Source organism: Arthrobacter sp. 10N43 (genome assembly GCF_056394525.1).
Genome location: NZ_JBFTIA010000001.1, coordinates 36,197 through 58,773, shown reverse-complemented (window position 1 = coordinate 58,773; position 22,577 = coordinate 36,197). Strand labels below are relative to the sequence as shown.

At 67.4% G+C, this 22,577-nt stretch carries 20 protein-coding genes; 12 read left to right on the top strand and 8 right to left on the bottom strand.

Going from position 1 to position 22,577, the window contains the following annotated elements:
- The first annotated feature begins 122 nt into the window (after window positions 1-122).
- From rapZ to AC1DDO_RS00250, 9 genes are all read left to right on the top strand, one after another.
- The gene (gene rapZ / locus AC1DDO_RS00290) at window positions 123-1,046 is read left to right on the top strand and encodes an RNase adapter RapZ (RefSeq protein WP_476971154.1); all 924 of its coding nucleotides are present in this window, start codon (window positions 123-125) and stop codon (window positions 1,044-1,046) included.
- On the top strand, window positions 1,046-2,065 hold the full coding sequence (locus AC1DDO_RS00285) for a gluconeogenesis factor YvcK family protein (protein ID WP_476971153.1): 1,020 nt from the start codon (window positions 1,046-1,048) through the stop codon (window positions 2,063-2,065). The genes rapZ and AC1DDO_RS00285 overlap by 1 nt, the downstream gene beginning before the upstream one ends.
- Window positions 2,066-2,075: 10 nt before the next feature.
- Window positions 2,076-3,056, top strand: a complete 981-nt coding sequence (gene whiA / locus AC1DDO_RS00280; RefSeq protein WP_476971152.1) for a DNA-binding protein WhiA — start codon at window positions 2,076-2,078, stop codon at window positions 3,054-3,056.
- Between the two features lie 127 nt (window positions 3,057-3,183).
- Window positions 3,184-3,807, top strand: coding sequence for a superoxide dismutase (locus tag AC1DDO_RS00275; protein WP_476866234.1), 624 nt, complete (start codon window positions 3,184-3,186; stop codon window positions 3,805-3,807).
- Window positions 3,808-4,078: 271 nt separating this feature from the next.
- On the top strand, window positions 4,079-5,089 hold the full coding sequence (gene gap / locus AC1DDO_RS00270) for a type I glyceraldehyde-3-phosphate dehydrogenase (protein WP_079549564.1): 1,011 nt from the start codon (window positions 4,079-4,081) through the stop codon (window positions 5,087-5,089).
- Between the two features lie 10 nt (window positions 5,090-5,099).
- The gene (locus AC1DDO_RS00265) at window positions 5,100-6,326 is read left to right on the top strand and encodes a phosphoglycerate kinase (RefSeq protein WP_476866232.1); all 1,227 of its coding nucleotides are present in this window, start codon (window positions 5,100-5,102) and stop codon (window positions 6,324-6,326) included.
- A gap of 79 nt (window positions 6,327-6,405) precedes the next feature.
- Window positions 6,406-7,221 carry a triose-phosphate isomerase gene (gene tpiA / locus AC1DDO_RS00260; RefSeq protein ID WP_441408581.1) on the top strand — a complete coding sequence of 272 codons (816 nt, stop codon included), beginning with the start codon at window positions 6,406-6,408 and terminating at the stop codon, window positions 7,219-7,221.
- 48 nt (window positions 7,222-7,269) lie between these two features.
- Window positions 7,270-7,527 carry a preprotein translocase subunit SecG gene (gene secG / locus AC1DDO_RS00255; protein ID WP_441408582.1) on the top strand — a complete coding sequence of 86 codons (258 nt, stop codon included), beginning with the start codon at window positions 7,270-7,272 and terminating at the stop codon, window positions 7,525-7,527.
- 115 nt (window positions 7,528-7,642) lie between these two features.
- Window positions 7,643-8,038 carry an RNA polymerase-binding protein RbpA gene (locus AC1DDO_RS00250; protein WP_476866231.1) on the top strand — a complete coding sequence of 132 codons (396 nt, stop codon included), beginning with the start codon at window positions 7,643-7,645 and terminating at the stop codon, window positions 8,036-8,038.
- Here the strand turns inward: AC1DDO_RS00250 and pgl are convergent.
- The 6 genes from pgl to tkt form a co-directional block, all read right to left on the bottom strand.
- Window positions 7,991-8,809 carry a 6-phosphogluconolactonase gene (gene pgl / locus AC1DDO_RS00245; RefSeq protein ID WP_476866230.1) on the bottom strand — a complete coding sequence of 273 codons (819 nt, stop codon included), beginning with the start codon at window positions 8,807-8,809 and terminating at the stop codon, window positions 7,991-7,993. The genes AC1DDO_RS00250 and pgl overlap by 48 nt on opposite strands.
- Window positions 8,799-9,740 (bottom strand): glucose-6-phosphate dehydrogenase assembly protein OpcA, encoded by a 942-nt coding sequence (locus AC1DDO_RS00240; protein ID WP_018772991.1) that lies wholly within the window; start codon window positions 9,738-9,740, stop codon window positions 8,799-8,801. The genes pgl and AC1DDO_RS00240 overlap by 11 nt, the downstream gene beginning before the upstream one ends.
- Window positions 9,737-11,299 carry a glucose-6-phosphate dehydrogenase gene (zwf, locus tag AC1DDO_RS00235; RefSeq protein WP_476866229.1) on the bottom strand — a complete coding sequence of 521 codons (1,563 nt, stop codon included), beginning with the start codon at window positions 11,297-11,299 and terminating at the stop codon, window positions 9,737-9,739. Before zwf ends, AC1DDO_RS00240 begins: the two co-directional genes overlap by 4 nt.
- A gap of 15 nt (window positions 11,300-11,314) precedes the next feature.
- Window positions 11,315-12,949 carry a glucose-6-phosphate isomerase gene (locus AC1DDO_RS00230; protein ID WP_476971151.1) on the bottom strand — a complete coding sequence of 545 codons (1,635 nt, stop codon included), beginning with the start codon at window positions 12,947-12,949 and terminating at the stop codon, window positions 11,315-11,317.
- 6 nt (window positions 12,950-12,955) lie between these two features.
- Entirely contained in the window at window positions 12,956-14,083 is a 1,128-nt protein-coding gene (gene tal / locus AC1DDO_RS00225; protein WP_476971150.1) for a transaldolase, read from the bottom strand.
- 62 nt (window positions 14,084-14,145) lie between these two features.
- Entirely contained in the window at window positions 14,146-16,263 is a 2,118-nt protein-coding gene (tkt, locus tag AC1DDO_RS00220; protein WP_476971366.1) for a transketolase, read from the bottom strand.
- Window positions 16,264-16,777: 514 nt separating this feature from the next.
- Here tkt and AC1DDO_RS00215 point away from each other — a divergent pair.
- Together AC1DDO_RS00215 and AC1DDO_RS00210 are read left to right on the top strand one after the other, a co-directional pair.
- Window positions 16,778-17,740, top strand: coding sequence for a heme o synthase (locus AC1DDO_RS00215; RefSeq protein ID WP_441408588.1), 963 nt, complete (start codon window positions 16,778-16,780; stop codon window positions 17,738-17,740).
- A 158-nt stretch (window positions 17,741-17,898) separates the two neighbouring features.
- Window positions 17,899-18,864: a threonine/serine dehydratase gene (locus AC1DDO_RS00210; protein ID WP_476971149.1), complete on the top strand. Its 966-nt coding sequence runs from the start codon at window positions 17,899-17,901 to the stop codon at window positions 18,862-18,864.
- Here AC1DDO_RS00210 and AC1DDO_RS00205 read toward each other — a convergent pair.
- The gene (locus tag AC1DDO_RS00205) at window positions 18,861-20,084 is read right to left on the bottom strand and encodes an acyltransferase family protein (RefSeq protein WP_476971148.1); all 1,224 of its coding nucleotides are present in this window, start codon (window positions 20,082-20,084) and stop codon (window positions 18,861-18,863) included. The two genes, AC1DDO_RS00210 and AC1DDO_RS00205, sit on opposite strands and share 4 nt — an antisense overlap.
- Window positions 20,085-20,654: 570 nt before the next feature.
- Here AC1DDO_RS00205 and AC1DDO_RS00200 point away from each other — a divergent pair.
- Window positions 20,655-21,974, top strand: coding sequence for an MFS transporter (locus tag AC1DDO_RS00200; RefSeq protein ID WP_476971147.1), 1,320 nt, complete (start codon window positions 20,655-20,657; stop codon window positions 21,972-21,974).
- Between the two features lie 12 nt (window positions 21,975-21,986).
- Here AC1DDO_RS00200 and AC1DDO_RS00195 read toward each other — a convergent pair whose 3' ends face one another.
- Window positions 21,987-22,511: a hypothetical protein gene (locus AC1DDO_RS00195; protein WP_441408592.1), complete on the bottom strand. Its 525-nt coding sequence runs from the start codon at window positions 22,509-22,511 to the stop codon at window positions 21,987-21,989.
- Window positions 22,512-22,577 lie beyond the last annotated feature (66 nt).

The window sequence follows — 22,577 nt, the reverse complement described above, 5'->3', positions numbered from 1 at the left end:
TAGCGCCGCCAAACTTAGCTAGGGTAAGGACTTGGGAAACGGCACGGCCGCGGCATCACCGCGGCCCGCGCCCAATCCCGACCGCAAGAGCAGAACGCACAGGCAGAGATGGGGCTTCACTGATGGCAGAGTCGACGGCAGGATCCGGCACGGATGCGGACGGCATGACACCGGTCAAACCCGTGGAGGCGGAACTGCTCGTAGTGACCGGAATGTCCGGAGCCGGCCGCAGCACCGCCTCGGACGCCCTGGAGGACCACGGCTGGTACGTCGTGGAAAACCTCCCGCCGCAGATGCTCGGCACACTCGCCGAACTGGTCTCGCGGACCCCGCACTCACTGTCCAAGCTCGCCGTCGTGATGGACGTCCGGAGCAATGAACTGTTTGCCGACATGCGCGCGGCCCTCCGGGCCCTGGAAGCCACCGGCGTGACCTTCCGCGTGCTGTTCCTGGACGCCAACGACGACGTCCTGGTACGCCGCTTCGAGCAGGGCCGCCGGCCCCACCCGCTCCAGGGCGGCGGCCGGATCCTCGACGGGATCGCCGCCGAACGCGAACTTGTCCGTGAGCTGAAGGACACCGCCGACATCGTCCTGGACACGTCCTCGCTGAACGTCCACGGTCTGGCCACGGCCATCACCGAGCTGTTCAGCGAAACCGGGCCGGTCGCGCTGCGGCTGAACGTCATGAGCTTCGGCTTCAAGTACGGGCTGCCGGTGGACGCGAACTTCGTCGCCGACGCCCGCTTCATCCCCAACCCGCACTGGGTCCCGGCGCTGCGCCCGCACACCGGGCTGGACAAGGACGTCAGCGACTACGTGCTGGAGGCCCAGGGCGTCAGCGACTTCGTGGAACGCTACGTCCTGGCCCTCGAACCTGTCCTGGACGGGTACCGGCGCGAGAACAAGCACTACGCCACGATTGCCGTGGGCTGCACCGGCGGCAAGCACCGTTCCGTGGCCGTCGCCGTCGAGCTCTCACGGAGGTTGGCGCAATACCCGCGCGTCACCGTGACGACGACGCACCGGGACCTGGGCCGCGAGTAATGGCGCTGCTGACCGGCCCGCTGCCCCTCGTCCCCCCTGCCAGCGCGGCTTTCGCGAGCCAGCAGGACAAGGGACCTTCCGTCGTCGCGCTTGGCGGCGGCCACGGCCTGTCGGCCTCGCTGTCGGCCCTGCGCCTGCTGACCTCCGAACTCACCGCGATCGTCACGGTCGCGGACGACGGCGGATCCTCCGGCCGGCTCCGTGAGGAGTACGGCGTCCTGCCGCCCGGGGACCTCCGCATGGCGCTGTCCGCGCTGTGCGACGACACCGACTGGGGACGCACCTGGCGCGATGTCATGCAGCACCGTTTCGCCCCCGGCAAGGGCCGCGGCGGGTCCCTCGATGAGCACGCCATGGGCAACCTCCTGATTGTCACCCTCTGGGAACTCCTGGGCGACACCGTTGCAGGCCTGAAGTGGGCCGGCGCCCTGCTCGGCGCGCGCGGCGAGGTCCTGCCGATGTCCAGCATCCCCTTGACGATCGAAGGACAGGTCCGGGTCACTGCCCCCGACGGCACCACGGCGCTGCAGACGCTTTCCGGACAGGCCAAGTGCGCGGTGGCGGGGTCCCTGGAACACGTCCGGCTCCTGCCTGAAAACGCCCCCGCGTGCATGGAGGCACTGACGGCGATCGAACTGGCCGACTGGGTGATCCTGGGGCCGGGCTCCTGGTACACGTCCGTGCTGCCGCACCTGCTGCTGCCGGAAATGCGCGAGGCACTCTGCAACACCGCCGCCCGCCGCTGCCTGACGATGAACCTCGCCACGGACACCAAGGAGACCGCCGGCATGAGCGCCGCCGACCACCTTCGGGTCCTGCGCGAATACGCTCCCGACTTCACGATCGACGTCATCCTGGCCGATCCGGCGTCGGTCCAGGACCTGCCCGATTTCGAACGGGCGGCCGGAATGCTCGGAGCCGAGGTGGTCTTGGGTAAAGTGGGGGCGTCTGGTCGCCGTCCGGTCCATGATCCGTTGCGGCTGGCGACGGCGTACCACGATATTTTCGGGAACAGTTAGGAAAGGTGCCATGGCACTGACAGCATCAGTCAAGGAAGAACTTTCCCGTCTGGATATCAAGAAGTCATCAGTCCGCAAGGCCGAGGTATCGGCCATGCTGCGCTTCGCCGGCGGGCTGCACATCATCTCCGGCCGGATCGTGATCGAGGCCGAACTCGACCTCGCCTCAACCGCACGTCGCCTGCGCGCCGCAATCGCCGAGGTCTACGGCCACCAGAGTGAGATCATCGTCGTCTCCGGCGGTGGGCTGCGCCGCGGCAGCCGCTACGTGGTCCGCGTGGTGCGCGACGGTGAGGCCCTGGCCCGCCAGACCGGGCTCCTGGACGCCCGCGGCCGCCCCGTGCGCGGCCTTCCGTCAGTAGTCGTGAACGGCTCCGCCGCCGATGCCGAGGCCGTCTGGCGCGGCGCCTTCCTGGTGCACGGCTCGCTCACCGAGCCCGGCCGCTCCTCCGCCATGGAAGTCACCTGCCCCGGGCCCGAGTCGGCCCTGGCCCTCGTCGGCGCCGCCCGCCGCCTCGGCATCCAGGCCAAGGCCCGCGAGGTCAGGGGAGTGGACCGCGTGGTGATCCGCGACGGCGACACGATCGCTGCGTTGCTGACCCGGATGGGCGCCCATGACGCGCTCATGGTCTGGGAGGAACGCCGCATGCGCAAGGAAGTCCGCGCCACGGCCAACCGGCTCGCCAATTTCGACGACGCCAACCTGCGCCGCTCCGCCCAGGCCGCAGTTGCCGCAGGGGCACGGGTGGACCGCGCCCTGGAAATCCTGGGCGACGACGTCCCGGACCACCTCAAGTACGCCGGCGAGTTGCGGGTGGCGCACAAGCAGGCCAGCCTGGACGAGCTGGGCCGCCTCGCCGATCCCGTCATGACAAAAGACGCGATTGCCGGCCGGATCCGCCGCCTGCTGGCCATGGCGGACAAGCGGGCCCAGGACCTGGGCATCCCTGGCACCGAGGCCAATGTGACGCCGGAAATGCTCGACGACTAGGCCACCCCTAGAATCGACAGCAGGGCCCGGCGTTGGGTCCGCCACAATCTTCCGGATGTCCCGCATCCGGATGCACAATCCGAGAGTTACCGAACCGGACGTCCCGTCCACGACATTGGAGGATTTTGTGACCGAGTACGTACTGCCCGAGCTCGACTATGACTACGCAGCGCTGGAACCGCACATCTCTGCGAAGATCATGGAGCTGCACCACAGCAAGCACCACGCAGCCTATGTGGCCGGCGCCAACAACGCCCTCGCCCAGCTGGCCGACGCGCGCGAGAAGGGCGACTTCGCCAACATCAACCGCCTCTCCAAGGACCTCGCGTTCCACACCGGCGGCCACATCAACCACTCCGTCTTCTGGAAGAACCTCTCCCCGGACGGTGGCGACAAGCCCGAGGGCGAGCTCGCCGCGGCCATCGATGACGCCTTCGGCTCGTTCGACGCGTTCCGTGCCCAGTTCAGCGCCGCGGCGCTGGGCCTCCAGGGCTCCGGCTGGGGCTTCCTGGCCTACGAGCCGATCGGCGGCAACCTGGTTATCGAGCAGCTCTACGACCAGCAGGGCAACGTCGCACTCGGCACCACCCCGCTGCTGATGCTGGACATGTGGGAGCACGCCTTCTACCTGGACTACGTCAACGTCAAGGCCGACTACGTCAAGGCCTTCTGGAACATCGTGAACTGGGCCGACGTCGCCAAGCGCTTCGACGCCGCCCGCAAGAACGCGACGGGCCTGATCACCCTGTAGGGAACCGCTGGACGTGACGGAAGCGACTTCCGTTTGTAACAAACCTCACATTACGGGCTGTTCCGCCCGAATTGTGGACGGACTGCCCCCGCACTTGCGGGGGCAGTCCCGGTTAAACGTAAGATGGATCACGGAAGGCGGTTAGCCTTCAGCAATGTGGCTGGTCGTCCTCCGGTAATTATCTCTGCCCAATGGCGTGCGGGATCTGTTAGTTGGCTTGAACGCCTTCTCAACTAGTCGTGCTCGCAGGAGCACCAAGGAGACTGAAAACGTGACGACCCGTATTGGCATCAACGGCTTTGGCCGCATCGGCCGCAACTACTTCCGCGCAGCCCTCGCACAGGGTGCAGACCTTGAGATCGTTGCGGTCAACGACCTCACCAGCCCGGAAGCCCTCGCTCACCTCTTCAAGTACGACTCCGTGGGCGGCCGCCTGGCCGAAACCATCGAGGTCAAAGACGGCAACATCGTCGTCGACGGCAACATCATCAAGGTCCTCGCCGAGCGCGACCCCGCGAAGCTGCCCTGGGGCGAACTCGGCGTCGACATCGTCATCGAGTCCACCGGCTTCTTCACGAAGGCCGCAGATGCGCAGAAGCACATCGACGCCGGTGCCAAGAAGGTCCTGATCTCCGCGCCCGCGTCGGATGAAGACATCACCATCGTCATGGGCGTCAACGACGGCCTGTACGACAACGCCGCGCACCACATCATCTCCAACGCCTCCTGCACCACCAACTGCCTCGGCCCGCTGGCCAAGGTCATCAACGACGCCTTCGGCATCGAGCGTGGCCTGATGACCACCATCCACGCCTACACGGCCGACCAGAACCTACAGGACGGCCCGCACAAGGACCTCCGCCGCGCCCGCGCCGCCGCCATCAACATGGTGCCCACCTCCACCGGAGCGGCCAAGGCAATCGGCCTGGTTCTGCCGGAGCTCAAGGGCAAGCTCGACGGCTACGCCATCCGCGTTCCCGTCCCCACCGGCTCCGCCACCGACCTGACGGTCACGGTCTCCCGCGAGACCACTGTCGCCGAAGTCAACGCCGCCCTCAAGGCAGCATCCGAGACCGAGGAGCTCAAGGGCCTGCTGACCTACACCGACGAGCCGATCGTCTCCTCGGACATCGTCGGCGACCCGGCGTCGTCCATCTTCGACTCGGGCCTCACCAAGGTGATCGGCGACCAGGTCAAGGTCGTGTCCTGGTATGACAACGAATGGGGCTACTCGAACCGCCTCGTGGACCTCACGGAGCTTGTCGCGTCCAAGCTGGGCTAGGGTAAGACTCATGACATTCCACACCCTCAACGAACTGATCGCTGATGGTGTCCGCGGGCGGTACGTTCTGGTCAGAAGTGACCTGAACGTGCCGCTCGACGGCTCTACAGTGACTGATGATGGCCGCATCAAGGCCTCCCTTCCAGTGCTGGCGAAGCTCACGGACGCCGGTGCCCGCGTGCTGGTCACAGCACACCTGGGCCGCCCCAAGGGCGCCCCGGAGGAGAAATACTCGCTCAAGCCCGCAGCCTCGCGGCTGGCCGAGCTTGCCGGGTTCAAGGTCTCCCTGGCCGGCGACACCGTCGGCGCGTCCGCCACGGAGCTGGCCTCCGCGCTTCAGGACGGCGAAGCGCTGATCCTGGAAAACGTCCGCTTCGACGCGCGGGAGACCTCCAAGGACGACGCCGAACGCGGCGCCTTCGCTGACGAGCTCGTCGCCCTCACCGGCGGCAACGGCGCGTTCGTCGATGACGCCTTCGGCGCCGTGCACCGCAAGCACGCCAGCGTGTACGACGTCGCCACCCGGCTGCCGTCCTACCAGGGCGACCTGGTCCGCACGGAGGTCGAGGTGCTGCGCAAGCTCACCGCCGACACCCAGCGGCCCTACGTGGTGGTCCTCGGCGGCTCCAAGGTTTCCGACAAGCTCGCCGTCATCGACAACCTCATCGGCAAGGCGGACACGATCCTGGTGGGCGGCGGCATGCTGTTCACCTTCCTCGCCGCGGCCGGCCACAAGGTTGCGGGCAGCCTGCTCGAAGAGGACCAGATCCCGGTGGTCCAGGACTACCTGAAGCGGGCGGCCGACGCCGGCACCGCGTTCGTGGTGCCCACCGATGTTGTGGTGGCGAGCAAGTTCGCCGCCGACGCCGAGCACGAGACCGTCGCTGCCGACGCCATTGAGTCCAGCAGCTTCGGGGCCAAGGGCATCGGGCTGGACATCGGTCCGGATTCGGCCGCGGCCTTCGCCGAACACATCAAGGGCGCCAAGACCGTGTTCTGGAACGGGCCCATGGGCGTGTTCGAATTCGCGGCCTTCGCCGGCGGCACCCGGGCCATCGCCCAGGCGCTGACCGAGACAGACGCGTTCACGGTGGTTGGCGGCGGCGACTCCGCCGCGGCGGTCCGGACACTCGGCTTCGCCGATGACCAGTTCGGCCACATTTCCACCGGCGGCGGCGCCAGCCTGGAGTACCTTGAAGGCAAGGAACTCCCCGGCCTGAGCGTCCTCGACCGCTAGACCCTCCAGCCGGCAGGGCCCCTGTCCCCGGACGGGGCCCTGCCGGCTGTTCCACTGCTAAGAACCTTTTGGAGACCACGTGACTACGTCAACCAACGGCAAATTCGACCGCACGCCCTTCATCGCCGGCAACTGGAAGATGAACATGGACCATGTCCAGGGCATTACCCTCCTGCAGAAGCTGGCGTGGACCCTGTCCGACGCCAAGCACGACTACAGCCGGGCGGAGGTTGCCGTTTTCCCGCCGTTCACCGATCTCCGCGGCGTCCAGACACTGGTCCAGGGCGACGAACTCAAGGTTGTCTACGGTGGCCAGGATCTGTCCCCGGCCGACTCGGGCGCCTACACCGGCGACATCTCCGGACAGTTCCTCGCCAAGCTCGGCTGCAGCTATGTGCTGGTGGGCCACAGCGAACGCCGCACCATCCACAACGAGTCCGACGAGGTGCTGAACGCCAAGACCAAGGCAGCCTTCCGGCACGGCATCACCCCCGTCCTCTGCGTCGGCGAGGGCCTCGAGATCCGCCAGGCCGGCACCCACGTGGACCACACGCTCGTCCAGCTGCGCGCCGGCGTCGAGGGCCTCACCCCGGAGCAGGCCGCCGAGCTCGTCGTCGCCTACGAGCCCGTCTGGGCCATCGGCACCGGCGAAGTTGCCGGTCCGGAGGACGCACAGGAAATGTGCGCAGCCATCCGTGCCGAGCTTTCCACCCTCTTCGGAGCCGACGTCGCTGCCAAGACCCGCCTCCTCTACGGCGGCTCGGTGAAGGCCAACAATGCGGCCTCAATCCTCAAGGAACGCGACGTGGACGGATTGCTGGTCGGTGGTGCCAGCCTGGACGCCGCCGAGTTTGCTAATATTGTCAGGTTCGAGAGTCACCTGCTGACGGATTAGTCCGGACACAGTTTGGCCCCCGTAATCCAATTCTTCTGAAAGGCCGTCGTGGACGTTCTTCATGTCATTCTGCAGGTCCTCCTTGGCATCACCAGCCTCCTGCTGACGTTGCTCATCCTGCTCCACAAGGGACGCGGAGGCGGCCTGTCCGACATGTTCGGCGGCGGCATGAGCTCGGGCCTGAGCTCCTCCGGCGTCGCGGAACGGAACCTCAACCGTTTCACGATCATCCTCGGGATCACCTGGGGCGTTGTGATCGTCGCCCTGGGCCTGCTCATGCGGTTCAGCACGGGCGCCGATTCCTAGGACGTCCGTCTCGATAACTTCATAAAGGGTCCTTAAGGCCCTCCCGGCATCGGGAACTCCCACTCTAGACTGGCGTCTTGCACTCGTCCGCCAGCCAAGTAGCAAGGAGTTCCCGATGCTGCATTCTGCTTCCGGATTCAAGGGAATCCGTGTGGGCGCTACCGAGGGGGCAACTCCCCGCCACGAGCCAATGAACGGGGCCGGCGTACGCCAGCCCCGTATTCGTGTCTCATTCCGGTGCGCCAAGGGCCATGAAACCACGCTCGTGTTCGCGCAGCTGCCGGAGGAACAGATCCCGGGAGTCTGGGACTGCCGGCGCTGCGGCGGGACCGCAACCCGTGACGAAGCGAAGTTTGGCCTCGAGGAAGCGCCGATGGAGGGCTTCAAGACGCACCTGGAATACGTTAAAGAACGGCGCTCCAGCCAGGACGCCGAAGACGTGCTGGCTGGAGCGCTGGAACGGTTACGCTCCCGACGGTCCCTTCCGGACGAGTTGCTCCGGGACCCGTGAGGCCGCGTTCTCGTCAATCAGCCACAGGGTTTCCTGGCGGCCGCGCGGCCCTGCCGCGGGAACCTGCACGGGATTGGCACCGGCCAGGGCCAGTCCCACCGCGCCGGCCTTGTCGTCACCAGCCACCACCATCCAGACCTCGGATGCCGTATTGATCGCCGGCAGCGTCAGCGATACCCGGGCCGGCGGGGGCTTGGGGGAGTTCTGGACCCCTACTACAGTCAGTTCCTTCTCCCGGATACCGGCTTGCTCCGGGAAGAGCGACGCGACGTGCGCGTCCGGCCCGACGCCGAGGAGGACGATGTCCAGGCGCGGGAGCCGCGCCGGGTTTTCCGGCCTGTCGTCGGACATGTCCGCGGCGTGCTCGGCGGCGGCCGCCTCGGCGAGGCGGCGCGCATAGTCCGCGGCCGCCTCATCAGGGCTTTCGAAGTCGTCGGTGGAACCGGGGACGTGGACACGCGCCGGATCAACGCTGATATGGGACAGCAGGGCCTCCTGCGCCTGACGGGCGTTGCGCTCGGCGTCGTCCGCCGCCACAAAGCGCTCGTCACCCCACCAGAAGTTCACCTTGGACCAGTCCACGGCCGACGCCGCCGGTGATTCGGCCACCGCCTTGAGCGAACCGATGCCCATGCTGCCCCCGGTAAGCACCACCGTGGCCTCGCCGTGCCGGTCCTGGATATCCACGAGCTTGGTGATCAGGCGGGCTGCGATCGCAGCCATCAGGACGGTCGAGTCTGGATGGATGCTTACTCTCGGATCAGCGCTCACTGGGACGGACACTCCTTAGATTGGTACGTGGCAGTCCCATAGTAATCACTTCGCCGAACACTTCGTCCGGATCCAGGCGGCGGAGTTCTTCTGCCAGGCAGTCCTTGAGGCTGCGCCGGGGCAGGGAGATCCGCTGCGCGGGCTGGCCGGGCTGGGTCAGCTCCGCGATGGTCAGTCCGGGACGGAAGAGCTGGATGTCACCGCCGGGCCGGGTCAGCCGGACACGCCGGATCCCGGTGCCCGCCGGGTCGGCCACGATTGTGACCGGAACGTCCAGGGCCAAGGTCAGCCAGGCCGCGAGCAGCACGGTGCTGGGGGAGTCCGAGGCGCCCTCGACGGCGACGGCCGTCACCGGGGAGTCGTCCACCTGGTCCAGCACTGCGGCCAGCTGGATGCGCCAGTTGGTCAGGCGGGTCCAGGCCAGGTCTGTGTCGCCGGCCTTGTACGTGCGGCGGATGTTCTCCAGCGCCGCGACCGGGTCCGCTTCATTGGCCGAGTCGGTGATCCGGCGGTGCGCGATGCCCCCGATCGAGGTCTGGCACGCGTTCCGGGGGGCACCGTGCGGCCACCAGGCCACAATGGGCGCATCCGGAAGCAGCAGGGCCGCGACCAGGGATTCGCTTTCCTCGGCGAGTTCGCCGTAGCCGCGGAGCAGGATGACCTCGGAGGCCCCGGCGTCGCCGCCGACCCGGATCTGGGCGTCCAGCCGGGTCGGAGCCGAGGCCCCGGCGTCGGCGAGGACGATGATCCGGCACGGGTGTTCCCGGCTGGCCTCGTTGGCGGCCTCGATGGCCTCCTCCTCGAGCCCGGAGCGGGTGACCACCACAAGGGTCAGCACCCGGCCCAGGGCGATCACGCCGCCCTGCTCGCGCAGGGCCATGATCTTCTTGGAAATCTTGGAGGTGGTGGTGTCGGGAAGATCTACGATCATGGCCTTCTCCAGGTTCGTCCGTCGCGGGCAAGGAGCTCGTCGGCCGAGGCGGGGCCCCAGCTGCCGGGCGGATAGGGCTGGGGCTGTTCGTCAAGGCCGGCCCAGTAGTCCTCGAACGGGTCAAGGATCTTCCAGGACAGTTCGACTTCCTGGTGCCGGGGGAACAGCGGCGGCTCGCCCAGGAGCACATCGAGGATGAGCCGTTCGTAGGCTTCCGGGCTGGACTCGGTGAAGGAGTGGCCGTAGCCGAAGTCCATGGTGACGTCGCGGACCTCCATCTGGGTGCCCGGGACCTTGGACCCGAACCGGATCGTGGCGCCCTCGTCGGGCTGGACCCGGATCACGACGGCGTTCTGGCCGAAGTCGTCCTCGCTGTGATCGCGGAAGAGCAGGTTCGGTGCGCGCTTGAACACGACGGCGATCTCCGTCACCCGGCGCCCCAGGCGCTTGCCGGCGCGCAGGTAGAACGGCACGCCGGACCAGCGCCGGGTGTTGATGTCCACCCGGATCGCGGCAAACGTCTCGGTCTTGGAATCAGCCGGGATGCCCTCTTCCTCCAGGTAGCCCAGGACTTCCTCGCCGCCCTGCCAGCCGCCGGTGAACTGACCGCGGGCGGAGTGGGTGGAGAGGTCATCGGGGAGCCTGACTGCGGCCAGGACCTTTTCCTTCTCGGCCCGCAGGTCATCGGCGTTGAACGAGATGGGCTCTTCCATCGCCGTCAGGGCAAGGAGCTGCAGCAGGTGGTTCTGGATGACGTCGCGGGCCGCGCCCACGCCGTCGTAGTAGCCTGCCCGGCCGCCAGTGCCGATGTCCTCGGCCATGGTGATCTGGACGTGGTCAACATAGTTGGCGTTCCAGAGCGGCTCGAACAGCTGGTTGGCGAAGCGCAGTGCCAGGATGTTCTGCACCGTCTCCTTGCCCAGGTAGTGATCGATCCGGAAGACCGCGTCCGGCGGGAACACCGATTCAACGATGTCGTTGAGCTGGCGGGCCGACTCGAGGTCGTGGCCGAACGGCTTTTCGATCACGACGCGGCGCCAGTTGTCGCCTCCGGCCTGGGCCAGGCCGTGCTTGGAGAGCTGGCGGCAGACCTGTTCGAACGCCTTCGGCGGGATCGAGAGGTAGAACGCGTGGTTGCCCCGCGTCCCGCGCTGCTCGTCGAGCTCATCGATCGTCTCGCCGAGCCGCTTGAACGCGTCGTCGTCGTCGAACTCGCCCTGCACGAAGCGGATGCCCTCGGAGAGCTGCTTCCAGACCGTCTCATCGAACGGTGTCCGGGCGTAGGCCTTGACGGACTCCTTGACTTCCGCGGCGAAGTCCTCGTTCTCCCACTGCCGGCGGGCAAAGCCCACCAGGGCAAAGCTCGGCGGCAGCAGCCCGCGGTTGGCGAGGTCGTACACGGCCGGCATGAGCTTCTTGCGGGCGAGGTCCCCGGTCACGCCGAACAGGACCAGCGATGACGGCCCGGCAATACGGTTCAGACGGCGGTCACGGGGGTCCCGGAGCGGATTGCGCCCCCGGCCGGCCGTGTTCCTGCCGCCGTTGTAGGTTTCTGGCATGGTTGCGTGGGTGCCTTAGCTTTTGGTGGAAGATGCTGCCTGGCCGGCAAGGGACGTGACGAGCTCCTGGAGCTGCTTCACACCCGCGGCGCGGTCGGTCAGGTGCAGCCGGAGGACCGGACGGCCGTGTTCGGACAGGACCTGGGCATCGCCTGCGGCCTGCGCCGAGATCAGCTCGCCGAACGTAAACGGCCGGTCCGGAATGGCGAGGTCCGTCGCGGAAGCGGCCGTAACCTGCAGGAAGACGCCGATCGCGGGTCCGCCCTTGTGGAACTGGCCAGTGGAGTGCAGGAACCGCGGGCCCCAGCCGAACGTGACGGGGCGGCCGGTGACCGCGGCCAGCTCGTCCCGGACGCCTTCGAAGCTGGCGTAAGCGAGCCGGTCGAAGTAGGCCTGGACGCTCAAGTAGTTGTCCGGGCCGAGTTCGGCGAGCAGGGCGCTGACGGCCTCTGCCGCGGTTGCTGCGTCGCGGAGCCATTCACCGCCACGGACCTCGATGGCGCCGTCGGTGAAGTTGGCCGGCGTCGGCTCGGGCTGCGCGTCCAGCAGGCCGCGTGCGGCAATTTTGGCTGCCTCGACGTCGGGCTGGTCGTACGGGTTGATGCCCAGCAGGCGGCCGGCGACGGCGGTGGCGAACTCCCACACCATCATCTGGGTGGCGAGGCCGCCGGCAATGGCGACCTCGTTCTCGCCGAGCTGCACGTCGGCGTCGGCAGCGACGAGCCGGATGACGAGGACGTCCGGAGCGTTCAGCGTCGCCTCCGGGGAGGCGGGACCGGCGACGACGGGCAGCACACCGGTGCCCAGCTTGCCGGTGGATTCGGCGATGAGCTGTTCGGCCCAGTCGGCGAAGCCCACGATCCCGGATCCGTCCTCGGCGATGACGATCTTGTTGCGCAGCGGGCTGGTGCCGCCCAGGGCGGTGCCGAGGGCCAGCCCGATGTTGTCCTCGGAGTCCTCGTTGAGGATCTCGGCGGCTTCCTCGGCCTCGTCCAGGAAGGCCTGGATGTCCACCCCGGCCAGCCCACAGGGGACCAGACCGAAGGCGGTCAGGGCCGAGAAGCGGCCGCCAACGTTGGGGTCGGCGTTGAAGACGGCGCGGTAGCCGGCTTCACGGGAGGCCTTGTCCAGCGGTGAGCCCGGGTCGGTGACGATGATGATGCGGCTCTTCGCGTCGATCCCGGCATCGGTGAATGCCTGCTCGAAGATCCGGCGCTGGGAATCGGTCTCCACGGTGGAGCCGGACTTGGACGAAACGACAATGGCCGTTTCGGCAAGCCGGTCCGCCAGGGCGGCACTGACCTGTTCGGGGTCGGTGCTGTCCAACACAGTCAGCTCGACGCCAGCGGTGCCCGCGATGACTTCAGGCGCCAGCGAGGACCCGCCCATGCCGCAAAGGACAATGCGCGTCACGCCGTCGGCCTTCAGCGCGTCACGCAGTGCCAGGATGTCGCCGACCAGCGGCTGGGAGACGGTGGCCGCCTCGACCCAGCCCAGCCGGACAGCGGATTCCTGCTCTGCGTCCGGACCCCACAGGGTGTGGTCCTTCGCGAAGATCCGGGTGGCAACGCGGTCTTCCAGCAGTGCCGGGAGGTGCTGCTCATGTGCCTGGCGGGCTGCGCCGGTGGCGTCGTAGCTGAGTGTGCTCATAGTGGGTTAGGAAGCCTTCCGTGCAGAGGCCAGGGCGCCTTCGACGTCACCCAGCAGTTCCTTCCAGCTGGCCACGAACTTGTCCAGGCCTTCGGATTCGAGCAGTGCCACGACGTCGTTGTAGGAAATCCCGAGGGCGTCGAGGGAGTTCAGGGTGGCGTTGGCGTCGTCGTAGCCGCGGATGACAGTGTCGCCCGTGACGGTGCCGTGGTCGAACGTGGCATCGAGCGTCTTCTCCGGCATGGTGTTGACCACGCCGGGGGCAACGAGCTCGGTGACGTAGAGGGTGTCCGGGTACGCCGGGTCCTTCACGCCGGTGGAGGCCCACAGCGGGCGCTGCGGCAGGGCGCCGGCCTCGGCCAGGAGGGCCCAGCGTTCGGTGGAGAAGAGCTCTTCGTAGACCTGGTAGGCCAGGCGGGCGTTGGCCAGGCCGGCCTTGCCCTTGAGTGCCGCGGCTTCCTCGGTGCCGATGGCGTTGAGGCGCTTGTCGATTTCGGCGTCGACGCGGGAAACGAAGAAGGACGCGACCGAGTGGATCTTGGACAGGTCGTGGCCGTTGTCCTTGGCCTGCTCAAGGCCGGACTGGAAGGCGTTGATGACGGCCCGGTAGCGTTCCAGCGAGAAGATCAGGGTCACGTTGACGCTGATGCCCTCGGCCAGGGTGGCCGTGATGGCCTCGAGGCCTTCGAGGGTCGCCGGGATCTTGATCAGGACGTTGTCCTTGTTGACCTTCTTGTACAGGTGCTTGGCTTCGGCAATGGTGCCGGCCGTGTCCCAGGCGAGGCGGGGGTCCACCTCGATGGAGACGCGGCCGTCAACACCCTTGGTTGCCGCGGCGACGGGGGCGAACAGGTCGCAGGCGTCGGCGACGTCGGTGGTGGTGATTTCGAAGACGGTCTCTTCAACGGTGGCGCCGGCGGCGGCCTGGGCTGCGATGACGGCGTCGTAGTCGTGGCCGGTGGTGATCGCGGCGTGGAAGATCGACGGGTTGGTGGTGACGCCGACGACGTTCTTCTCTTCGATGAGCTTGCGCAGGCTGCCGGTCTGCAGGCGGCCGCGGGAGAGGTCGTCAAGCCAGATCGAGACGCCGGCGTCGGAAAGCATTTGGGTGGGAGTAGCGGTGGGGGTAGTCATGTCATAACTCCTGGAAATCATGGGTTCCGGGGGACAGGGTCCCCCGGAACCGTGGTGGTGGATCAGTTGGTGAGACCGGCGAGGGATTCCTTCGCCGCGGCGGCGACTGCTTCGGCCGTGATGCCGAACTCCTGGAAGAGGCGCTTGTAGTCGGCGGACGCGCCGAAGTGCTCCAGGGAGATGGAACGGCCTGCGTCGCCGACGAATTCCTTCCAGCCCAGGGCCAGTCCGGCTTCGACCGAGACGCGGGCCTTCACGGCTGCGGGGAGCACGGCCTCGCGGTAGGCGGCGTCCTGCTTGTTGAACCACTCCACGCAGGGCATGGACACAACCCGGGTGGGGATGCCCTCGGCCTGCAGCGCCTCGCGGGCATTCACGGCAAGCTGGACCTCGGAGCCGGTGCCGATCAGGATGACCTGCGCCTCGACGGTCTTGCCGTCCTTCGAGGCTTCGGCGAGGACGTAACCGCCCTTTGCGACGCCGGCGGTGGAGCCGAACGTGTCACCGGTGGCCTCGGACGTGCCGCGGTCCCAGGTGGGGATGTTCTGGCGGGTCAGGACGATACCGGCCGGGTTTTCGTGGTTTTCCAGCATGGCCTTCCAGGCCGCGGAGACCTCGTTCGCGTCGCCGGGGCGGACAACGTCCAGGCCCGGGATGGCGCGCAGGGACGCGAGCTGCTCGACGGGCTGGTGGGTGGGGCCGTCCTCGCCGAGGCCGATCGAGTCATGCGTCCAGACATACAGTGACGGCACGCCCATCAGGGCGCCGAGCCGGATCGCGGGGCGCTGGTAGTCGGAGAAGATCAGGAACGTGCCGGAGAACGCCCGGGTCCGTCCGTGCAGGGAGATGCCGTTCACGATCGACGCGGCGGCGTGCTCACGGATGCCGAAGTGCAGGACCCGTCCGTAGGGGTTGCCCTTCCAGGCGCCGGTGGACCGGGACGCCGGGATGAACGACGGCGAGCCTTCGATCGTGGTGTTGTTGGACTCGGCGAGGTCCGCGGAGCCGCCCCAGAGTTCGGGCATGACCGGGCCGATCGCGTTCAGGACCTTGCCCGACGCGGCCCGGGTGGAGACATCCTTGCCGGCTTCGAAGACCGGCAGGGCGTCCTCGAATTCGCCCGGGAGCTTCTTCGCCTCGACGCGTTCCAGCAGCGCCGCGGCGTCGGGGTTGGCTGCCTGCCATGCCTCGAAGGAGGCCTGCCACTCGGTGCGGGCGGCCGCGCCGCGCTCCTGAACAGCCCGGGCGTGGGCCAGGACGTCCTCGTCCACCTGGAACGCGCGTTCCGGGTCGAAGCCCAGGACCTTCTTCAGGGCCGCGACTTCCTCAGAGCCCAGGGCCGAGCCGTGGATCTTGCCGGTGTTCTGCTTCTTCGGCGCAGGGTAGCCGATGATGGTGCGCAGCGAAATGATGGACGGCTTGCCCGTTTCGGCCCTGGCGGCGAGCAGTGCGGCGTGCAGTTCCTGCACGTCTTCCTTGTATTCGCCGGTCCGGGTCCAGTCCACGCGCTGGGTGTGCCAGCCGTAGGCCTCGTAGCGGGCCAGGACGTCCTCGGTGAACGCCACATCGGTGTCGTCCTCGATCGAGATGTGGTTCTCGTCGTAGATCACTACGAGGTTGCCCAGTTCCTGGTGCCCGGCAAGCGAGGACGCCTCGGAGGTCACGCCTTCCTGCAGGTCGCCGTCGGAGGCGATGACCCAGATGGTGTGGTCGAACGGGCTCGTGCCGGCGGGAGCATCGGCGTCGAACAGGCCGCGCATCCGGCGCTGGGAATAGGCGAAGCCGACGGCGGACGCCAGTCCCTGGCCCAGCGGGCCGGTGGTGATTTCCACACCCTTGGTGTGCTTGTATTCCGGGTGGCCCGGGGTCAGCGAGCCCCAGGTCCGCAGCGCCTCCAGGTCCTTGAGCTCCAGCCCGTAGCCGGAAAGGAACAGCTGGATGTACAGGGTCAGGGACGTGTGCCCCGGTGACAGGATGAACCGGTCCCGGCCCAGCCAGTCAGGGTTCGCCGGGTCATGGCGCATCAGCTTCTGGAACAGCAAATACGCGGCCGGAGCCAGGCTCATTGCCGTTCCCGGGTGGCCGTTCCCGACCTTCTCCACCGCATCCGCGGCCAGCACCCGGACCGTGTCTACCGCACGCTGGTCCAAGTTAGTCCATGACAGTTCTTGCTCTTCCAAATGTGGCACGAAAACCGGGCCCCTCTCTGTGCTGACGGCCGGCGGTACGCTCTAGGGTCCGCCCCGGGCACAGTTCGGTGCCCGCTGCGGTTCGTACCAGCCGTTCACCATCGAAACGTTGATCTATCATTCAGACGCAGATGCAGAGCCGACTGTTCCGGCAAATTGCCTGTACGCGTGCCCGTGTGCGCTGATCTAAGGACAGCCTAGTCCCATTCCACTTGGTGGTCAGCGTATATCTCACCAATTGGACCTGATTTCGCTTATATGAATCACCTCCCGCGGCTGCCGGCGTGAGCCGGCGTTTACACGCCGGAATCATGGGGCGTATTTGGGCGGCCTTGGCGCCCGGAGCTCCACGGTATGATGGGTGGTGGCCTTCGACTGGGGTAAAGACACGGGCGCGCGTTCAGCGCTGGGCCCGATCTGCAGCTGCACGCGTTGCGAAATCCACCCGGAGCTGCCCAGCTAAGAGAAACCTGCACAGCCAGACAGAACTGCCAGACAGAACAGAGTGACTGCCACCGTGAGCACAACTAATACGCCGCTGAACGCCTCCCCGGCCTCGGGAAGAATGGGCTTCGGCCGCAAAGCCAAGGCCTACCTGGCGCTCACGAAACCCCGCGTCATCGAGCTCCTGCTCGTCAGCACGCTGCCCACCATGATCTACGCCGAACGCGGGTTCCCCTCGATCGGCCTGATCCTGGCCACGCTCGTGGGCGGGGCATTCGCGGCAGGCTCCGCGGGCGCGTTCAACTGCTACATCGACCGCGACATCGACAAGCTCATGCACCGTACGGAGAACCGGCCTCTGGTCACCGGTGAGGTCACGCCCCGCGAAGCACTGGTGTTCTCCTGGCTGCTGGGCGCGGCGGCGATCGCGATCCTCTGGTTCGGGGCCAACCCGCTCGCCGCGTGGCTGGGGCTCGGCGCCATCGTCTTCTACGTGGTCATCTACACCATGATCCTCAAGCGGCGCACGGCCCAGAACATTGTCTGGGGCGGGGCCGCCGGCTGCTTCCCGGTCCTGATCGCCTGGGCCGCTGTCACCAACACCGTTGAGTGGCCCGCCGTCGTACTGTTCATGGTGATCTTCCTCTGGACCCCGCCGCACTACTGGCCGTTGTCCATGCGCTATGGCGAGGACTACCGCAACGCCAACGTGCCGATGCTGGGCGCCATCGCCGGGGCAAAGGTGGTCTCCGTACAGGTGGTCCTCTACGCCTGGGCCATGGTGGCGTGCTCGCTGCTGATGATCCCGGCCGGCGGCGCGGGCTGGGTCTACACCGTGACCGCCGTCGGCGCCGGCGCCTGGTTCCTGTACGAGTCCCACGCCCTCTACAACCGGGCCCAGGCCGGCGACGTCTCCAACAAGGGGGCCATGAAGGTCTTCCACGGCTCCATCAGCTACCTGACGCTGCTCTTCATTGCCCTGGCGGTGGACCCGTTCGTCGGCTCCGCCCTCATGGGCGGCTAAGGCCTCCCCGTTCGTTTGCCTGACGCTCCCTCACCGCTGGTGGGGGAGCGTCTGCTGTATTGCCGGGGGATATCCTGACAAACCGAACAAGTACCGCAGTCGAACGCAGGACCAACACAGACCAACGCGGTCCAGGCAACGCAACCCCAGGAGAGCCAGTGATCAACAGAAGCGATGTACTCCAGGCAGGGAGCCGGATCAGCGGCTACGTGCGCCGCACGCCTTTGTTCCGCGGAGGTACCGCTGAGGCTCCTCTGTGGTTCAAATGCGAGTTCCTGCAGCACACGGGCGTTTTCAAGGCCCGGGGCGCGTTCAACCGCCAACTTGCCGCCCGGGAGCGTGGCGAACTGGACCCCGGCCTCGGAGTGGTGGTGGCCTCCGGCGGCAACGCCGGCCTGGCGAACGCCTATGCCGCGGCGGCGCTCGGCGTTCCGGCCACGGTGTTCGTTCCGGAGACCGCGCCGCGCGTGAAGGTTGAGCGCCTGCGCGCATACAACGCGACCGTCCGGCAGGTCGGCTCGGAGTACGCGGAGGCTTTCGCGGCCGCCATGGAATACGTGGCCGAAACCGGCGCCCTGTTCTGCCACGCCTACGACCAACTGGAGATCGCGGCCGGCGCCGGCACCATGGCCGAGGAGATTCTGCAGGACGAGCCGGGCATTGACACGATCGTCGTCGCGGTGGGCGGCGGCGGACTCTACGCGGGAGTGGCTGCGGCGGCCGAGGGCCGGGCACGGATCGTCGCGGTCGAACCCCGCACCATCCCCACACTGCACGCGGCCCTGGCGGCCGGCCACCCGGTGGATGTGTCCGTTTCCGGGGTCGCCGTGGATTCCCTGGGTGCACGGCGCGTGGGCGAGATCGCGTTCGACATCGCGTCCCGCGTGCCTCCGACGTCTGTCCTGGTGGACGATGCTGACATCATCGCCGCCCGGTCACTGCTGTGGAGCGACTACCGGATCCCGACCGAATACGGTGCGGCGGCGGCACTGGCTGCCCTCAGCACGGGGGCGTACACGCCCGCCGAGGGGGAACGCGTGGCAGTGATCGTCTGCGGAGGGAACACGGATCCTTGCACGCTGGAGAGCCGTCCCGATGCCGGCGCAACGGGTTCCGGTGTTTAGGCCGCCGATGATCCACGGCCGGGCGTAGCCAAGGCTTCCGGGGACCTGTTGCTGACGGCCCGCGGCTGGGCCGGCTGGGACTGATTGCGATGCTGCTTGGCCGGCTGGGACTTGTCCGGGTAGCGCTGGTCGAAGCGGGCCCGCGCCACGCGGCCCAGCCTTTCGACGGTGTGCCAGCTGATGACCGCGATGAGCAGGGTCAGCAGGATTGCCGAGACCGCGACGACCGGGGGGAGGTCCGCCGTCGAGCCGCCGTTGATCCAGAGAATGACGACGTAGTTCCACAGGTACGCGGCGTACGACACCGTTCCCAGCAGTTGCAGGGGCCGCGTCCAGGTCGGCATTGCGGAGGTGCGGGAGGCCGCCAGCGCCACCAGGACGGCCGCGGCAGCCATGGCGAGGGGGCCGCCAAGGAAGATGAAGAGCGGGCTTTCGTTGGCCTTCGGGAAGAAGACCAGCGACGCCAGGACGGCCACTGAAGCCAGCAGGGCCGTACGCCGGAGCCGGCGGCCGGTGAACCAGCTGAACACGTGGACCCTGTAGAGCCGCAGGGCAGAACCGATGACCAGCCCCAGGCCCCATGTTGTCGGCAGCGCGTAGACCAGGGAGTGGAGTTGCGGGGCGAGGATCAGCATCGCCAGCACGCTGGCGGCCATAAGGAACAGGGCGACGGCGGCAGAGACGCCAATCAGCCGCCCCTGGCGGTTGCGCCGCAGGGCGAGCACAAGCAGCGCAGGCCAGATCAGGTAAAACTGCTCCTCGACGGCCAGCGTCCACAGCGGCCCGATCGCCATGCTGACATCGAAGGGCAGCGGCAGGTCCTTGAGATAACCAAGGCCGGCGAGGACGGTGTACCCGACGATTCCCTTGGACCTGTCCCCGAGGACATCGGTGGCCAGTTCCACGATCGCGTACACGCCAAGCAGGGAGATCAGGGCCGGCACCAGTCGGAACGCCCGGTGCGCGTAGAAGCGGCCGTAACGAATTTTCCGGTGCCGCTCGATATCCCGGAGCAACACGTTGGTGATGAGGTAACCGCTCAAAACAAAGAAGGCAATGACACCAATGATGCCGGCGCCCTGAAAAATCCCCGGCCAGGAATGTCCCAGCAGGACGGCGCCAACAGCGGCACCTCGAAGAACGTCCAGGCCGTCCAGGCGTGGTCGCCCTGTAGTGTGTTGGGCCGCCTTGGCGGGCCTTTCGCCGACTAGTAACGCCACATGTCCTCCGGTGCCTTTATCTGGCCGGTTCCGATTCCAGCTGAATCACGGCAAAACCGACGCGTCCTCTTTCTCTGAATGCGATTGCGGCGCCTCTTGCGCCGTGTTCAAGTATTCCCGGCTTGGCTGGACGAAACCTGACTCCGGCCCTGCGGCCGCCCGGCGATCGGAGCCCCGGACGGTTCGGGAACGGGGCCGCCGATGCCGGCGCGCGGGCCTCTAAGCCCAAGGATTACAGGGTCCAGTATTCCGAAGGCCGTCCTGCCTGGACAAGTGGCTGGTGAGTAAATGGCGCTGGAATGTGGGCGAAGTCTCGCCTTCGGCCGGCTCCCGGACGGTCTCCATGCAGCCCTGCGGGTGCCGTTCGGGGCTGCTCCCGACGCCGGCCGAGGGGTGCCCTGCCAGTACCCCTAAGACCACGGCACCCCACAAGCCGGGCGTCCGCGTTTCAATTGGATCCTGCCCAGCCACTCCATCCAGAGGAACACCGTGCCACACCGCGAAACTACTTTGGCCCCACCGGCATCTGCCCCCGCTGCGTCCTGCTCCGCACGCCCGAGGGTCACGCTGTTGCTGGCCTCGCTCGCCTTCTTCCTCATCACGTTGGACATCCTGATCGTCAACGTCGCGCTCACCAACATCGGCCGGGAACTCGGTGGCGGAACAACCGGGCAGCAGTGGGTGATCGATGCCTACACGATGATGTTCGCCGCGCTGCTGCTGTTCGCGGGTAACCTGGCGGACCGGATCGGCGCGAAGAGGGCACTGGGAGGGGGCATAGCGCTATTCCTGCTGGCTTCGGTTGCCTGCGCGCTGGCACCGTCCTCAGTGTTGCTGATCGCCGCCCGCGCAGCGCAGGGGGCCGCGGCGGCGGTCATGCTGCCGGCGTCGATGGCGCTGGTGCGCCAGGCTTTTCCCGATCCCCGGCGGCGCGCGCATGCGCTGGGGATCTGGGCTGTGGGCGGTGCAGTCGCGGGGGCGGTGGGTCCCCTGGTGGGCGGGCTGCTCACCACCGTGAACTGGCGGCTCGTGTTCGCGATCAACCTTCCGGTCTGTGTTGCCATGCTCGTGCTGCTGGCTGCTGTCGCTGCGTCGCCCGTGAAGCCGGCGCCGTTCGATTGGGCCGGGCAGTCGGCGGCGATCATCGCGTTGACGGCGCTGATGTACGGCCTCATCACCGGGGGTGCCGAGGGCTTCGGGTCCTGGCCGGTAATGGCGAGCCTGGTCCTGGCCGCCACGGGCATCGCGGGATTTGTCCTGATCCAGGCGCGGGGACGGCACCCGATGATGCCCCTGGGGCTGTTCCGTTCCGCGGGGATGCGCATCGCCGTCGCGGTCGGATTTGCCTTCATGGTGGGCCACTTCGGCTCCGTCTTCGTCATCAGCCTCTACCTCCAGCAGCACCTGGGACTGACGCCCCTGCAGGCAGGACTGGTCTTCCTGCCCTCGGCAGCCTTCAGCGTCGCCGGCAACATCGCCAGCGGAACGCTCGCGAACCGTTTCGGGCCCCGGGTCCCTGCCGTACTCGGACTGGCCTCGATGGTGGCCGGACTGGTTGCGATGCTGGTCACGGCGCCGCTGGGATCCCCGATGCTCCTGGCAGTCCTGCTGATCCTCACCGGCTCCGGCGGCTCCATTGCGATGCCTCCGGTCACGTCCGTGGTGCTGGCCAGCGTGCCGGCCGGGCAGGCGGGCACCGCCAGCGCGGTCTTCAACACCTTCCGGCAGGTCGGCGGGGCCGTGGCCATCGCCGTTTTCGGCGCCCTCATCGCCGAGCCGGGCGGGTTCGTTCATGGCATGCAGCTCAGCTTCACGGTCGCGGCTTCCCTGCTGCTCGTCACAGCAGTGGCAGCGCTGTTCCTCCGCCCGCCGGCAGTTCCTGCGGTGTGATCTGCGGCGTGATCAGAGGTTGTGCGCCAGCAGTTCGAGGCCGATCACCAGCAGGCTCAGCACAACTTCGGCGAACATGATGGCGGCCTTGTGATGGAGCGGGATATCGAGGCGCCGGATCGCGAGGAAGCCGACGACGGCCAGGGAGAGGACGAGAACGACGATCGCCCACCCGAGGGCCGCAGCAGTTGACAATAGCCCAAAGCCGGCGGCCGTCAGCAGAAGCAGCGGAGTCACCAGGACACCGAGGCCGTCGGCGCTGACGGCCATCATGTGGTGCAGTTCCTCACCGGTGGGCAGCTTCGAGTGGACGGTCAGGTGACTCAGGAGATCGGCGACGAAAATCCCCAGCAGGGACCCGATCACCACGATGCTGAGGGTGGCCGCCGCGGCCGCGGGCGAGGTCTCGTCCGCGTGGCTCCGCAGCGCCAGCACCACGGCAAGGCTCGTGAAGATGATGTACACGCGCTCTTTGAGGCTCGCCGCGCGTTGCCGGGCCGAAGGTGAAGGGGGCACGGTCGGTTCTGTCGCTTGCATTGAGAAGGCCTTCCGGTCAGCGACACGGAAGTGAACGAAAAAGAGCCCACTGCCGCAGCGGTCGAT

Bases quoted from the DNA above. Each gene is read 5' to 3' on its own strand.
- AC1DDO_RS00195 (WP_441408592.1), bottom strand. From the start codon at position 22,511: ATGCAAGCGACAGAACCGACCGTGCCCCCTTCACCTTCGGCCCGGCAA.
- zwf (WP_476866229.1), bottom strand. From the start codon at position 11,299: ATGCCAGAAACCTACAACGGCGGCAGGAACACGGCCGGCCGGGGGCGC.
- AC1DDO_RS00250 (WP_476866231.1), top strand. From the start codon at position 7,643: ATGCTGCATTCTGCTTCCGGATTCAAGGGAATCCGTGTGGGCGCTACC.
- AC1DDO_RS00265 (WP_476866232.1), top strand. From the start codon at position 5,100: ATGACATTCCACACCCTCAACGAACTGATCGCTGATGGTGTCCGCGGG.
- AC1DDO_RS00240 (WP_018772991.1), bottom strand. From the start codon at position 9,740: ATGATCGTAGATCTTCCCGACACCACCACCTCCAAGATTTCCAAGAAG.
- whiA (WP_476971152.1), top strand. From the start codon at position 2,076: ATGGCACTGACAGCATCAGTCAAGGAAGAACTTTCCCGTCTGGATATC.
- AC1DDO_RS00230 (WP_476971151.1), bottom strand. From the start codon at position 12,949: ATGAGCACACTCAGCTACGACGCCACCGGCGCAGCCCGCCAGGCACAT.
- tal (WP_476971150.1), bottom strand. From the start codon at position 14,083: ATGACTACCCCCACCGCTACTCCCACCCAAATGCTTTCCGACGCCGGC.
- AC1DDO_RS00285 (WP_476971153.1), top strand. From the start codon at position 1,046: ATGGCGCTGCTGACCGGCCCGCTGCCCCTCGTCCCCCCTGCCAGCGCG.
- rapZ (WP_476971154.1), top strand. From the start codon at position 123: ATGGCAGAGTCGACGGCAGGATCCGGCACGGATGCGGACGGCATGACA.